Origin of the sequence: Gordonibacter sp. (assembly GCF_036667095.1) — a bacterium.
Taxonomy (GTDB): Bacteria; Actinomycetota; Coriobacteriia; order Coriobacteriales; family Eggerthellaceae; genus Gordonibacter.
The window spans coordinates 1-14,076 of the sequence record NZ_JAVWUP010000065.1 but is presented as its reverse complement, the minus strand read 5'-3'; the positions used below and the strand labels follow the sequence as shown (position 1 = coordinate 14,076).

General features: G+C 48.2%; 12 protein-coding genes. 10 read left to right on the top strand and 2 right to left on the bottom strand.

The window, feature by feature from the left end; translation table 11 throughout:
• Nucleotides 1-1,710 (top strand): S8 family peptidase (locus RR842_RS07580; RefSeq protein WP_332729385.1); only part of this gene is annotated, 1,710 nt, incomplete at its 5' end.
• 189 nt (nucleotides 1,711-1,899) lie between these two features.
• Here the strand turns inward: RR842_RS07580 and RR842_RS07575 are convergent.
• Entirely contained in the window at nucleotides 1,900-2,400 is a 501-nt protein-coding gene (locus RR842_RS07575) for a hypothetical protein (RefSeq protein WP_114534140.1), read from the bottom strand.
• A gap of 222 nt (nucleotides 2,401-2,622) precedes the next feature.
• Here RR842_RS07575 and RR842_RS07570 point away from each other — a divergent pair, with 222 nt between their 5' ends.
• The 3 genes from RR842_RS07570 (at nucleotide 2,623) to RR842_RS07560 (ending at nucleotide 4,572) form a co-directional block, all read left to right on the top strand.
• On the top strand, nucleotides 2,623-2,880 hold the full coding sequence (locus RR842_RS07570) for a sugar transferase (RefSeq protein ID WP_332729386.1): 258 nt from the start codon (nucleotides 2,623-2,625) through the stop codon (nucleotides 2,878-2,880).
• 118 nt (nucleotides 2,881-2,998) lie between these two features.
• Nucleotides 2,999-4,072 carry a hypothetical protein gene (locus RR842_RS07565; protein WP_332729381.1) on the top strand — a complete coding sequence of 358 codons (1,074 nt, stop codon included), beginning with the start codon at nucleotides 2,999-3,001 and terminating at the stop codon, nucleotides 4,070-4,072.
• A gap of 32 nt (nucleotides 4,073-4,104) precedes the next feature.
• Nucleotides 4,105-4,572, top strand: coding sequence for a hypothetical protein (locus tag RR842_RS07560; RefSeq protein WP_332729380.1), 468 nt, complete (start codon nucleotides 4,105-4,107; stop codon nucleotides 4,570-4,572).
• Nucleotides 4,573-4,893: 321 nt separating this feature from the next.
• Here RR842_RS07560 and RR842_RS07555 read toward each other — a convergent pair whose 3' ends face one another.
• Nucleotides 4,894-7,461 (bottom strand): pentapeptide repeat-containing protein, encoded by a 2,568-nt coding sequence (locus tag RR842_RS07555; RefSeq protein ID WP_332729379.1) that lies wholly within the window; start codon nucleotides 7,459-7,461, stop codon nucleotides 4,894-4,896.
• A gap of 480 nt (nucleotides 7,462-7,941) precedes the next feature.
• Here RR842_RS07555 and RR842_RS07550 point away from each other — a divergent pair, with 480 nt between their 5' ends.
• The 6 genes from RR842_RS07550 to RR842_RS07525 form a co-directional block, all read left to right on the top strand.
• The gene (locus tag RR842_RS07550) at nucleotides 7,942-8,490 is read left to right on the top strand and encodes an ECF-type sigma factor (RefSeq protein ID WP_332729377.1); all 549 of its coding nucleotides are present in this window, start codon (nucleotides 7,942-7,944) and stop codon (nucleotides 8,488-8,490) included.
• A complete protein-coding gene (locus tag RR842_RS07545) occupies nucleotides 8,483-8,740 on the top strand; it encodes a DUF6870 family protein (protein WP_332729376.1) in 258 nt (85 codons plus the stop codon). The genes RR842_RS07550 and RR842_RS07545 overlap by 8 nt, the downstream gene beginning before the upstream one ends.
• Before the next feature lie 116 nt (nucleotides 8,741-8,856).
• Nucleotides 8,857-10,488 carry a recombinase family protein gene (locus tag RR842_RS07540; protein ID WP_332729374.1) on the top strand — a complete coding sequence of 544 codons (1,632 nt, stop codon included), beginning with the start codon at nucleotides 8,857-8,859 and terminating at the stop codon, nucleotides 10,486-10,488.
• Complete coding sequence (locus RR842_RS07535; RefSeq protein WP_332729373.1) at nucleotides 10,476-11,492, top strand: recombinase family protein; 1,017 nt, start codon at nucleotides 10,476-10,478, stop codon at nucleotides 11,490-11,492. Before RR842_RS07540 ends, RR842_RS07535 begins: the two co-directional genes overlap by 13 nt.
• Nucleotides 11,452-13,131, top strand: coding sequence for a recombinase family protein (locus tag RR842_RS07530; protein WP_332729372.1), 1,680 nt, complete (start codon nucleotides 11,452-11,454; stop codon nucleotides 13,129-13,131). Before RR842_RS07535 ends, RR842_RS07530 begins: the two co-directional genes overlap by 41 nt.
• Nucleotides 13,128-14,076: recombinase family protein (locus RR842_RS07525; protein WP_332729370.1), on the top strand; the 949-nt coding region annotated here is incomplete at its 3' end. The genes RR842_RS07530 and RR842_RS07525, both read left to right, overlap by 4 nt.

Genomic DNA, 14,076 nt, shown 5'->3' with positions numbered 1-14,076 from the left:
ATTGTCGATGGCGCAGCTTCCGAGACGCTATTCTCTTTTCGACCTATGCCGAGATATAGCGCAGTTCTAGATTCTCTTTCTGATATCGAAGGACTCCCGGACATCACAACTCCTGATGAGGCCCTCGATTATCCCGTAATAGGCGTGCTTGACAGCGGCATTGCCCCCGTCAAGCACCTTAAGCCATGGATAGTAGGGAACCGATGGTCGCCTTTTTCCGAAGAAGATATAAACCCTGCCCATGGTACCTTTGTTGCAGGTGTCGCCTCATATGGCGATTTGCTTCAGCAGGCGCACTGGGTAGGAGGGCTTCAGCCTAAAGTCTTTGATGCGGCGGTATTTCCCGCTGACGGCATTGAAGAAGACGATTTGATCGACTCAATTAGATGCGCGGTCAAGCTAAATTGCGAAAAAATTAAAATATGGAATCTGTCTTTAAGCATTGCGACCCCTATCGAGGACAACGCGTTTTCAGATTTCGGGCAAGCTCTCGATGAGATACAAGATGAGTACGGCGTTCTAATCTGCAAATCTGCTGGGAATTGTTCTCCCGATCGTTCCGGTATAAAGGGAAGGCTTCATGCTGGTGCAGATTCGGTTCGATGCATAACGGTCGGTTCGGTCGCTCATGAAAAAGGGCAGTATGATTTGGCCGAGAAGGGCTGCGCCTCGCCATTCTCCCGCAAAGGGCCCGGCCCAGAGTTTATCGTTAAGCCAGAAGTGTCGCATTATGGTGGGAATGTCGGGTTCCTTCCGGATGGAAAGATGACGACTACTGACGTTCGCTCATTTGGCGTTGACGATGATTCGGGTTCGCTGAACGTGGGCACTAGCTTTTCCACTCCGAGAGTTGCTTCCCTGGCCGCGAATATACAAAACGCAATCGATGATGAATTTGACCCTTTGCTTACGAAGGCGCTGATAGTCCACTCCGGCATTTTTCCAGGTGACACGTTGATTCCTGCTGATGAAAAAGTTAAAGAGATTGGGTTTGGTGTCCCTTCTTCGATGGAGTCGATTCTGTCTGATGACGAGCATAGCGCGACTCTCGTTCTGAGGGGAACTCTGGTGCGTGGTCAAAAGATCGATATCATGGATTTCCCTATGCCGCCATCTCTAGTAAAGGATGGTTACTACACCGGCCAAATTACTTTAACGGTCGTTTATTCGCCGGTGCTCGACGCCTCTCAAGGCGGTGAGTACTGCCAGTCTGATATCGACGTAAAGTTCGGCGCATATGACGAGAAACGTGAGAGAGACATCCAGAGCCCTTTAACGCTTAATCCGATCGGGCGAAGCAATCCTATAAACCTGCTTCTCGAAACGCCATACAGTAAAACGAAGCTGAAGACAACCGAAACGAGCTTTGCGCAAAGAGAGCGTATGCTGATAAAGCATGGCGGTAAGTACTCGCCGGTTAAGAAATATGCGATTGATTTAGAGGATTTGACAAACGCCAATAGAGACAAAGTCAGCGAGGGCAAGCTTTGGTATCTGTACGCATGTGGTCTATATCGAGATCATATTGAAAGAAAGGCTCTTGCTAATTACGAGGATCTTTCGCAGGATTTTTGCATTGTGATAACTATTCGAGATCCAAGGGCCGAGGCTCCTGTATATGAAGAGGTTTCAACGCTTCTCGAAGAAAATAATTTCTGGAATAGCGGCATTAGCGTCACCAATGAGGCGAAGGTTAGAATCGCTGGCTAGTTGACAGACAAAGGATTTGCAATAAAGCTATTGCCGTCAATGGATGGAGGTTATTGTCCTACTCCTTACCCTGACGATAACAAGGGAGTTCCTGCTGGAACTCCCTTGAATGCGGATTCCGCCAGCCTTTGCAGCTCAATCGCGCACGTACTGCAATGGTATGCGTCTAAGCGAATAAACGCATACTGTTTAATCTAAATCGATAAATGCGTAGCTATATGCATCCATTACGTCTGCTACCTCTTTCCATATCCATACTTCAAATCCGTTGTCCTCGAAGACGCGCCCATGCGTCTTGGGGCCGTCTGCTTTCATCTGTGCGTAGTTAGTTCGAAATGTCGGTACATAAAACCGTTCCTGCTCCTTGTCGGCGCAAAGCTCCTCGATGCGGGGGAGCGTTGCCTTGCCGTCTAAGCGAATCGCCTCGAAATAGGCGGCGATAATCTTGTGGTTGTATTGCTCGTTATGGCATGCCCAACGAGGAATGCGCTTAGCGGCTTTGCCCCAGTACTTCCTTGCGTTGTCGGTAGAGGGCTGGTATTCGCCGATTACTTCAGCAAAGGACTGAGCGATAAAAGCCTTCATCGCTTCTTCGATGGCAGCGCCTTCTTCCTTGTCGGTAAGCTTCAGCGCCGCTTGGAAGCGATCGTAGACTTGGTCGTCAACGTCTATAGATATTTTCTTAACCATGCCACCCTCAATCCTTGTAATCATTCCATTGACATTATAAGTACATTTGAGTAAATTGTAAACATCAAAAAGAAGCAGCCACTCTGGCTGCGAAGGCTTCAATCGTCTATGATTGATGAGTTATGAATTTCTGTCTCAATGAAACGACGTAGTTTTGAGACACATCCTCTATAATTTTCTTTTCATTCCCCAAATAATTTTGTCTCTAACTTGACCTAATCAATTACGCGTGTAGGAAAGGTTATTCGTAAACTTTCCTTGGATGAAATGCCGCAGTTTATTAACGTAGCACAAAACAAAATTTCCATAGTGGGCCCGAGACCGAGCCTTCCGAGAGAGACGGCCTTATATACCAATCGTCAAAAACAAAGGCTCCTGGTCAAACCGGGTATTACGTGCTATTGGCAAACTCGTTTAGATCGCGACAAAATTACGTTTGATGAGTGGGTTGATTTGGATTTGTGCAGAAACCCCACGTGATCAGGAAGCTTTATGCAACCCCACTAAAGCTAACAGCTTTTTTGGGGTCGAGCAGAAAAGAGTGAGAAATGGAGGAAAACCCCATGGGATCATGGAGAGCCTAAAAGGAGGGTTTTCAATGAGTGAAGAGCGATACGTATCTAGAGTATGTGAGAACGAAGCGGTGTGGGATATGCTGCTGGAGTCTGCAGAGGCGGTTTCCTCGTCCGAAACGGAAGAAGAAACTGAAAACCTTGCGGGGGATTTGTTTTTAGAAACTTTGCTGAGCGTTGGTGTCTCTCCGCACGAACGCTACGTACGTGAAATTATCGAACGGGTTTTACTTGCTGATGATTCTTTGAGTAGCATCGAAATCCAACGAGCAGTCGATTATTTACTTTCTCAAATGATAGTGAAACCGAAAGGCGTATTGGCGGAACGCCTTGCTCTTTCGTTTTGCAGAAAGCATCTCGATTCGAAATTGCAGAAACCAAGCTCGAGTTGCGTGAAGCTTGCGAGATATTGTCGTTCTCCTCAAATGAGCCGCGCGGGAGATAGCCATTGTGCTGGGCGGTGGGCTCAGGCTGCCGATATTTTGTTTCTCTCTAGCTCACTTGACTACCAACATGAGTGTGAACAGGGGAATGCGGTACCTGATAGCAGAATGCGAGAGTCTGATATAGTCGTCGTTGGTCTTGCTGAAGTGAAGAGTTATAGACATACAACTCGAAAAAAACTAGCTCAACAGGTTGATCATCATTTACTTCGCCTAATGCATGGTCTTAGGGTTTATGGCCGTAGGGGGAAGGAAATTGAAGCGGAATATTTGTCTGAGCATATATGGTTTATGGTCTCCAATGGGGGAAAGAAAAGCGTTCTAAACGCGAGTGATATTGTTTCTGAAACAGCGTTGAAGGAAGACCAGGGGCTTCCTTCGTGTCTGGCATCGTTTGACAGGGTGACAATTGGTCCTGCGCCAAATAAACGTTTTCTCTTTGATTATTCGCTTCAATTAACTGAGTCGGAATTGGAAGACATCGGAATTGCGATAGCTTTTTACACTATTGGTTGCTATGCAGATCAACCAAATATCGACCTTCCTGGGTGGGAGTGGAGCGATAATTTACGAAAGGTATTTGCCTGCAAGGTTGAAACATTGAGCTCTTCACAAGTGAGACGCAGAGATAAACTTCTTGGTCATTTATATGAGTAAATAAGTCATTTAAGCCTACAAAAAGGTGTCCAATGAACGAAGATGAGTATGCAAAAAGATATAAGAAATCAAAAAGACAAGTAAAAACTTGGCTTGAAGAAGGTCGTATTCGTGGAGCAGTATTCTCTAATGAGGTTTGGGATATTCCTCGTGAAGCAAAGGTCGAATATTATGTGAGAAAAAGACGTAATCGCGGTGTTGTTGATAATGTGCGCGACGTTGTGAAGGCGCTTGAGGGGTTTTGGTATATAGATGAGGTTGTGCTGGGGTGCACTGAATATGATTACGAATATATACTCAGAATTCTTGAATCAATGGGTCTTATTGTACGTTCAGATGTTTTGAAAGATGACATTACGAATGTTGGCGTTGAGCTTACGACTGAAGGTCTTATTGCTGCAAAAAAGTCCAAGATGTCGTTCGTTAAAATCTACGGAATAACAATCGAAAGCATTTCCAAAGGTTGTTTTGAGGCTGTGTACGACGCGGATCGATTCTGAATGTTTGGTTCTCTTTGATTGAGTGGGGTAATTCTAAGTTTTACAATGTTTGACCAGGCATCACAAGCAAAAACGATTTAACTTTGACAACTAAAACCAACATCCACACTGAAATTTACGCACAGGTATCTAAGCCTCTGATGAAGAGTGCTTTTAAGCCAGCTTGTTCGTGGGGCTTTCTATTCGGTTTTAAAGTCAATAGGTGCCTGACACCATGGAGAAAATATGAAGTCCCATTTGGATTAGGGTTTTTATGTCCGATAAACCGATCTGTTTACAAAGCGTTTCTTTATGCAGTGATTAGTTCGGTCCTGCCTGTGGCTAGCACGTTTCCGTAACTGAATAGTAGTATATCTCTCCATCTGAGGCGGCTTGTTTGAGTGCCTCTTTTCTGTATAAATAGCCCCATTCTCGAGTGTCGAAAAGTCGTACGACGGTGGTTGTGTGATCCTTGTCGTAGGCGGTTTTCGGATTAAAGATCACCCACGGGTCTTTTGATGGATTGTGGGTGGGCGTGATGAATGTATATCGGCATTCCTTAAGCTGCGGATATAGTGTTAGTTGCTGTTCTTCGATGAACACAGTTGATTTACTTCGGTTTTTCCAATTGCTTGCTGTTCCGTCAAGCCTTGCGCATTCAAGGTGGCATCCGTTTACTTTTGCTCCGCTTAAATTTGTGTTTACCATGTTTGCAAATGATAAATCGACATTTACCAAAATTGAGTTTTCAAGGTTGGTAGAGTGTAGGTTGCAGCCTTTTAGCACTGCACCTGAAAAATCACAATCGGACAGATTCATTCCCGATAAGTCGCATAAGGTAATATTTTCGTTTGTGAAACTGACGGTAAAAGAGGAATAGTGTAGAGCTTCCTCCATTCCGTTGAATAGGCTCTGCGCATTCGTAGGGTTGTCGAGTATTGGTTTACCCTCGGCAACTGTTTTCATCATGCTCCAATATGAGAGCAACAGCATACTGGCCTTTTTGAATGAAGACTCTTCGGTTTCTCTTCCTGACCGGTAAAGCATGCCATAGGGTAAGTATGACTCAAAGAGCCACTTTGACATAGTTTCGATTATCTTACTTTTGCTGACCTTTCCTGATTCAACCTTATATTTGAAGAAAGCCAAAACTTCATTACTGAGCCTTTCGGCGCCCAGCATGTAGTCAAAATCACTCCACCATTGATTGCAATCCACGCTTTTGGCCGATTCAACGGCTTCGGCGAGTTTGAGGTATATCCCTTCAGCCGCTAAGAACTCAGCAAACGTTCGATGCATAAACTCTGGGGCAAAGTTTTCATCACTGGCGTTCTTATAATAGAAGGTCATGCCGTAATTCGCACAGACTTTCTTTTTAAGATTTTCGGGCACACTTTCCAAGGTATTTCTTTTTAGAATGTTTTCAGCTTCGGCCGAGCTCAAGTATTTTCTTGATTTACGCCGCATTTCCAAGGCGAGACACCTAGCAAGTTCCCTTGAGTCGATAGTGCCATTGTATTCTGGGGTCTTTCCATCTCCATAGGGCTTCTTCGCTATTTCCTCAAAAATACGGTCATAGAGGCTGCCAATACCCTCTGTTTCGTCAACTGTGATTTCAAGCGCTAAGATGGTGTAGAGAAGCAGGGGTACAGACAGAAAGTCAAATACCTCAAAATTCTTTTCTATTTGATTGATGACGGTTTCATTAATCGGTTGGCTTCTTGTGTCTTGCAGTTTTTCAATCATGGTATCAGCTTTACTACGATTCAGGGATTTGACCTCGACGAGCAGGGATGCCTTATCGTTGATTTTACTGAGATCTATATAGTTAAATCGCGAGGTAATCAGTACGCGACAGTTCTTAAAGGCGCTCACTCCATCAAGAATCTTGCTGTAGAAGCTGCCAACGGTTTCATCCCTAGAGAGCAGAAGACAAAGCTCGTCAAGCCCATCTAACATGATTAAGCAGTCATCAAATCGCGCGTTTGGCAACTTCAAGCGTTTTCTGAGAAACGAAATCGGATTTCGTGATTCGGCGAACGAGGAATCAGCTAAGTTGCTTAGACGGATGCAGTAGAAATTTCCGACGTTTTGACAGAATTGGCCATGGGCGTGCTTGTCTGCAAAGGAAGCAAGGAGACTCGTCTTGCCAGATCCGGGTTGTCCGAGCAAGGTGAGCACTTTTGTTTTGTTGCTTAGTTCTGGGGCAACTACCTCGATTTGTCCGCACGCGAACATTTCAACGAATTCCGTAATGGTAAAGTCATTAGTGATTGCTGTCGAACCGTTGCGCATATAACAGAAATTGGGCTCTACGAAAATGTCCTTCAGACTTGCATGAAACCCATTTCGACTTTCAAGGTGCATCTCATCGACGAAAATATTCTGATACCGAATTATCTCGTTTTCCAGATCGTCTCCTTCAATCGGTATTGTGGAGTACGTGAGAATCGTATCTTCGATGACTCCTGTCAACACAGCCCTCGATACATAATCATTTTTGTTGGCGTTTTCGCTTGCTATTGCAAACAATTCATTCACACAGTCTTGTAATGTTTTATATTTTCGAGAACACTCTTCCGGGCTGTTCGAGTAACTCGTTTTGAGAGCGTTTGCATTTACTTCGAAGCTTTCGTTCAAAAAAGCGATTGTTTTCTTGCACACGCCGAATGCGGTGAAGTTCTTGCCTTGAGGGCTTTTTGTAATGCAATCGTTGAATGCAAGTGCTAGCAGCCCCTTGATAAGCGAAAGCACTCCTTCATCTAGCGCGTGACCCTTCTTCTTTCTGATTCTGTCACGAACAAAATCTATCGAAGGTAATACATTGAGTCCGCAGTCTTTCATGTCGTCGTCACTGATGCCCCAAACATGGTGGTTTTTCGGTAGATAAACTTGGAGTACTGTATCCATAAACGACTCCAAGAGTTCTTTACAGTTGATGGCGTCATGGTCTGCTTCGTTATTGTTTCGCATATTCCCGTCTTGCTCCCGATGCTCGATTGTGTTCCCGTTTCCATCCCTATATCCCAAACGGCTAGTTGGTTCTATTCTCTTATAAGCAACAAAAGAAATGGTAAACAAGAATTTTTATTTTAGTCTAAGGGTCAAGAATGGAGCAGTCAGATGACTTAATTATTTAGTTAGGCGCTCAAGATTAAGGGGCGCATGGCAACCGAATTGGTCGACTTAGTTCGCCAGCCTGCTTAAAAAAACGGGTTGTGGCGGAGCTCTTCGGCATGCACCAAAAAGAACCAGCCGCTCTTCCCGTTAGGGAGGCGCGGCTGGTTCTTTTTGTTTTCGTCGCGCGCTGATGGTTTCCAAACAGACAGTTTCCCTGCTTAAGGCGGGGAGCGCACCCGGCCTCCCTTTGATTTTAAGGAGGAGGCTGCGATGTCGGAAAACCAACCCGTCAAAACCCATTGCCGCGTGGAATACGAGAGCAACGGAACAAAAGTATCGGTTGATGTTAGTTATGAAATTGCAAAGACTTTGTGCGAAACGCAAAACGCTGATCGAAACGCACAGGAGCGCGACCGCTATCACGGTGTGCTTTCTGCTGATGCTGCATACCGTGGAATTTCGGGTGATTCGAACGCAAGCCATTGGGATGCCCTTGGCGGCAACTTAGCTGCCATCCAGGCGCATGAGGAAGACGCACGCGAAAAGGAAATCCGTGAAGTGGCCTATGAGTTGCTTGACGAGGCCCTTGCTAATTTGAGAGCGGAGGATGTTCGCGTTGTTCACTCACTGTTTTTTGACGGATTGACCTTGCGGGCGTGTGGAGAGCTGTTAGGCGTTAGCCATACGGCTGTGCGTAAGCGACGAACTCGGATAATACGTGAGCTCTATGAGCAGATCCTTGCAATGGTGGAGTCACTTGATGAAGATCAAATCGAAGAGCTGAGCCGACTTTACGACATTGGGGTTTGTCATGAATAAAGACAAACTGCTAGACATTGCCGATCTTGATATCGATTTGAGTCAACCGGTAGAAGAACGCCTTCGAAGTACGGTTGAGCAGATGAATGGCAACCCGTATGACTTTGTATGTTGTGGCGCTCGCGTGCATGTGAGTTTTGCCGGTACGTGCACAATTGATGAGGCAGTAGCGCACTGCCTTGCCATGAAGAATAATGGCTCGATCCTTGAGTGTCATAAAGAATCGAAACCTTTGCCGAATGTTGACTGAATTGCTTTACAGCATTAGAATCCAAGGCGGCGGGAAGCATTGCGCTTCTAAAAGAACAGGCACTGAATCGAAGACCTCCTTGGTGGCAAGAATAACGCGATTAAGGAGGTTTTCGCATGCCCAAAACTATCGAGCCTGCAGCTCGACAAAGAGTGTACCGTGCCGCTGTTTACGCCCGTCTTTCCGTTGATGACAGGAATATCGGCACCAGCTACTCCATTACTAACCAGGTGGAGCTTATAAAAGATTATCTTTCTGAGCATTCCGGTTTTGAGTGCGTCGGCGCTTACATCGACGATGGTGTTTCTGGGTCGTCATTTAACCGGCCCGATTGGATACGTTTGATCGATGATATAGCTCGGGGCAGTGTTGACTGTATCGTGGTCAAAGACCTTTCTCGTTTGGGACGCAATTACCTAGAATTGTCTCGACTGCTTGAACGCGAGCTGCCTGCCAAAGGAGTGCGGGTGATAGCCATTACCGATGGTTACGATTCTATTCGCGAGAAAACGAGCGCTGATGCCATAACCTTGCCTGTAAAAAACCTTTTCAACGACATGTACTGTCGTGATTCCTCAGCTAAAACAAAGGCTTCTCTTTCGGCAAAACGCCGCCGGGGCGAGTTCACGGGAAGCTTCGCGCCATATGGCTACGTGCGGGGAATGGGGTCAGAGAGGTCGAAGTTGGTCGTTGATCCTGAGGCGGCAGCGGTGGTGCGTGACGTATTTGATTGGCGACTCATGGGGCTTACCCCCGCAAGCATTGCAGAGCGGCTGAACGGTGCAAGCGTGCCATGTCCTTATGAACACTCTCGCAGAAATGGGCGTCGGCATAGTGGGTACTTCGTGGGGGAGAAGCCCCCTTCTTGGGATGCACGTATGATCATTCGTATTCTCAGCAATGAAGCATACATCGGTAACCTGGTTCAGGGAAAGACCTACAAGCCCGACTTTCGATCCGCAGTGATTTTACATCGTGATGCGGATGAATGGTGTCGAGCTGAAGCAACGCACGAAGCGATAGTTGATGTTTCGACGTTTGAACTGGCGCAGCAGGTTGGTTCACGCGATATGAGGCGTGCACCTGGTCACGATACTTTGCTGCCGTTTTCGGGATACGTCTTGTGTGCGCGTTGTGGCGCGACGCTGGCCCGGCGCACCGTGAGGAATAAGAAATTTGTGAGGCACTATTACTCGTGTGAAACTCACCGTAAAGACCGCCATGCGTGTTCTATGCACAAGATAGGGGAAGGTGAGCTTGAGGAGCGCGTGGCTGCGGCCATACAGCTTTGCATAGCATCTGCTCTTAACGAATCAAAGGCATCCGAGAAGTCCATTGATCACCGCCGTGATCGCCATGCTGACCTTGTTCGTCGGGCTGGATCGGCAGACGATGCGATTGGGCGTGCTAAGGAACTAAGACTGCGGATGTATGCAGATTTCGCTGATGGCGTTATTGGGAGAGACGAGTATCAGGGACTTGCCCAAGGGATGGATCGCCGTTTGGCGGCACTGCAAGCAGAACGCGCGGATATTGCTCGTGAGATGGTGCGAACGGGGCAAGCCTCGAGCGCATCATGGCTTGATTTATTGGCAAGTCACGAGGGGGAAGACAAAGTGTCCCGCATAACGGTGGTTGAACTTGTGGACCGGATTTTGGTACACGAAGGCGGAGATGTTGAAGTCGTTTTTAGATTTGGCGATCCATTTCTTACGCGCGCGCAGGAAGGCCAACCATGTCTGAAATAGTCGATTTCACGGATGTCTTACGTGCGGCACACCCTGCATTTAGGGTGGGGCGTAGCGAGAAGTGGCGATGCGCCGTGTGGCTTTCTGCGTTTGACTGGCAAGGCGCAACACCTGATTTAGCGGGACAATCGAGTGTGTGCAAGGCATATCTTGTCAGGCATACCAATTTGAAACGTGAGATGACGTTTCGCAACAGAAATGCCGAGCGCAATATTGAAGCTGAGTTTGACCGTCTGATGGACGCAGTGGAGGACCGTCTGGTGGATGCCGTTCTTGTGCCGCGCCTCTCGTCCTTTGGCCCCACGTATTCTGAGGCTTCGTTTTATGTCGAGCGAGTTCTTTTGCCGGCGGGAGTGCGTTTTATCGATATAGCTGGGCGGTTCGACAGTGCTCGCGGAGGCTCAGCGCGTTATCTGAAGAAAGCTTATGACACGTTTGAGGCTCATGTGCAGCGCGTTCGTGAACTCGAGCGATTGAGCGAAGGGCGCATTACGCGCACGTCGGTGCCCTATGGCTATATTTACGATGAATCAGCTCGTGGCGGAGTGCGCATTGATGAGGTGGTTGCCAACGCCGTGCGCACCATCTTTACCTTGGCGGCTCAAGATGAATACACTGCGAGCGGGCTTTTGGCTCAGGTGGCAACATTGAATGCACCCTCACCGCGCGACCGCAAATGCGACTTGGCTGGTCGCGAGCCCGACGAGTGGCGCAGACCCATTCCTTGGAGTATGGATGCGGTGGAAAGAATGGTGCTCAATCCGTTTTATGCGGGAGTTTTTGATCCCATGCGTATTGCGTCAGCACGTACGGTGAGTGATCCGTTGGTTGCTGTCATGTCTTCGACCGAAAACCACCATGAACCACTTGTTGATAAAGGATTACAGCTGCGCGCTATTGAGTCAATGGAGAAAAACAAGGGGCGTCAACCCAAAAGGACTGGTACCGGCAAAGGAGGAAGCCATGTCAAGAAGATCGCGGAAGGACGATGGATCTGCGGATAGTTCAAGTGCTGAAAAAACCAGTAGAAAGATTTGGAAATGTGGTATCTACGCACGGCTGTCCAGCAGGGATAATGGGCATGACGGCGATAGCATCCAGGCTCAAATGGATTTTGTTTCTGACGCGCTGGAGGGGCGCGATGATATACAGGTGGTTGGCATGTTCTCTGATAACGGGCGAACGGGAACCACTTTCAAGGGTCGTATTGAGTTTGAGCGTCTCATGGACGAGGTGCGTGCGCGTCGTATTGATTGCATTGCCGTGAAGGATTTGTCACGTTTTGGGCGTAACGCTTACGAGACGGGCACTTACTTAGAGAAGATATTTCCGTTTTTGGGTGTGCGTTTTCTGGCTATCAACGATCATTTAGATACCCTTGAAGGCGATGGCGGCATCATGGTGGGTTTTAAGGGATTGGTAAACGAGCTTTATGCCCAAGACACCTCGCGCAAGGTGGGGCTTATCAAGCGCCGCCAAGCTGAAGCTGGTCGCATTAGTTATGGCGCGGCGCGCTATGGCTACCGCATCAACCAAGAAAGCCGCAGTCTCATCCCCGATGAAGAAACCGCACCGTTTGTGAAGCTGATGTTTCAGTGGGCGGCACAAGGCGTTTCACCTAGCGAGTCTGCTGACAGGTTGAATCAAATGAAAGCGCCTACGCCCATGGACCATCGCAATGCCCAGAGTGTTCGCGGGCATAGCGCCTATCACGCAGATACCCCTTGGAAGTCTCACGCGGTATCACGCATCTTAGATGACGCGGTGTACTCAGGCCAGCTGGTGCTCAATAAGACGCATTGTTCTTTTGCTAACCGGCAGCCCAACGCACAAGTTCCGCCAGAAGAGCGGCTGGTATTTGCTGATGCGCATCCCGCGATTGTGGATCGAGAAACTTTTGAGAAAGTGTCTTTTGCAAGACAAGAAATGCAAAAAGATAAGCGTAAATGCTTGGAGGCTACGGCTTCTAAGCGCGAGGCTATGCCCGATATCTTGTCGGGTTATTTGCGCTGCGGTTACTGCGGGGGCGCGATGATGCTTGAGCGCCGATTCAATAAGGGCGAGCGGCGTGGGAGTGTGTATTTATGCCGCAAGCACAAGAGAAAAGGTTGCCCGAATGCTGCGAGAATACCCGAGCGCTTGGTTCGGCTGGTGGTGGCTGATTCCATTCGCGTTCAGATAGATGCAGCAACAGCCTTTGAGAAGGTTTTACCTGGTCTTGTGCGAGATCCTCGGGTGTTAGCCGCGCGAACGCGCCATGAAGAGGGCATTACTGCGCTTGAGCGCAAGGTTCGTTCATTGGAGTCTAAGTGCGCACGTATGTACGAGGACTATGCGGCGGGTTCGCTTTGCGTTGATGAGTACAAAATAGCGAAGATGGAGGCAGTGCGGCATACTCGCGATGCGGCAGCCGCTCTTGCGCGAGCTAAGGGGGAGCTGGCATCGTTTGAGGCTGCGCTTTCTCGCTCGGATGGCGCGTTATGTGCGAGTAGGTCATTTGCAGAACTGCATACGCTATCGCCTGAGCTTCTTGAAGCGATGGTGAAACGCATCGAGGTAGGAAGCGATGGCGGCATTGCAATTGAGTTCGTGTTTGAAGATTGGGTTGGTGTGGTTGATAGGGTGTGGAAGGAGATATCGTGATAGCGCTCTATATGAGACTTTCGGCTGCGGACGGCGATTTGGATGGCGTGAAAGCTCAGAGCAATTCCATTGAAAATCAGCGCGCCATCCTCCGTGAATACGTGACTTCCGACCCGATGCTTGCGGCACGGGAAATCCGTGAGTTTGTTGACGATGGTTTCACCGGCAGCAACTTTGATCGACCTGCCGTACAGGAAATGTTGTCGCTTGCACGGGAAGGGCGTGTAGAGATGGTCGTTGTAAAAGATCTTTCACGCTTTGCTCGTGAATACATAGATGCGGGAACGTATATCGAACAGATATTTCCGTTTATGCATATTCGCTTTGTGGCGCTTGGTGAGGGCTATGATAGTGAAGCTGCGGATGCTGAGGCAGCTCTTCCTGATGTGGCTATACGCAATATTGCCAATGCGTCGTATTGCGTGGACACATCGGTGCGTATCCGCTCTGCCATGAAGACACGATGGAAGCGCGGACAGCGACCCCATGCCACAGCACCTTTTGGATATGTGGTCGATCCTGACAATTATCTGAAGCTGGCTGTTGATGATGGTGCGGCTAAAGTGGTAAGACGTATTTTTGAGCTTGCTTGCGAAGGCATTGTGCCTGCCGATATAGCACGCACGCTTAATAGCGAGGGCTTGCTCGACCCGGGCACGTATTTTAGAGAACGGGGCTGGTACGGCTATGACAAGAGGCCCGTACCGGCACACCCCGGCTGGAACTCCACCAAGGTTTCCGGCATCATAGCAAACCCGGTTCACAAAGGTACGCTGGTTTTAGGCAAGACCCAGCGTATAGCGGTGAGTCGGAATTCGCTGAGGAGTACGCGTGAGGATGAGCGTTATATTACACACGACGCCCATCCGGCAATCGTAGATGCTGAAACGTTTGAAGCAGCGCAGCTTGTTATTAAACATAACCCAAAGTTGGCGGGTCGAGTGC

What these genes read in the sequence shown, in the direction of transcription:
- RR842_RS07575 (WP_114534140.1), bottom strand. Translation starts at nt 2,400, where the DNA reads ATGGTTAAGAAAATATCTATAGACGTTGACGACCAAGTCTACGATCGC.
- RR842_RS07565 (WP_332729381.1), top strand. Translation starts at nt 2,999, where the DNA reads ATGAGTGAAGAGCGATACGTATCTAGAGTATGTGAGAACGAAGCGGTG.
- RR842_RS07560 (WP_332729380.1), top strand. Translation starts at nt 4,105, where the DNA reads ATGAACGAAGATGAGTATGCAAAAAGATATAAGAAATCAAAAAGACAA.
- RR842_RS07555 (WP_332729379.1), bottom strand. Translation starts at nt 7,461, where the DNA reads ATGGATACAGTACTCCAAGTTTATCTACCGAAAAACCACCATGTTTGG.
- RR842_RS07550 (WP_332729377.1), top strand. Translation starts at nt 7,942, where the DNA reads ATGTCGGAAAACCAACCCGTCAAAACCCATTGCCGCGTGGAATACGAG.
- RR842_RS07545 (WP_332729376.1), top strand. Translation starts at nt 8,483, where the DNA reads ATGAATAAAGACAAACTGCTAGACATTGCCGATCTTGATATCGATTTG.
- RR842_RS07540 (WP_332729374.1), top strand. Translation starts at nt 8,857, where the DNA reads ATGCCCAAAACTATCGAGCCTGCAGCTCGACAAAGAGTGTACCGTGCC.
- RR842_RS07535 (WP_332729373.1), top strand. Translation starts at nt 10,476, where the DNA reads ATGTCTGAAATAGTCGATTTCACGGATGTCTTACGTGCGGCACACCCT.
- RR842_RS07530 (WP_332729372.1), top strand. Translation starts at nt 11,452, where the DNA reads ATGTCAAGAAGATCGCGGAAGGACGATGGATCTGCGGATAGTTCAAGT.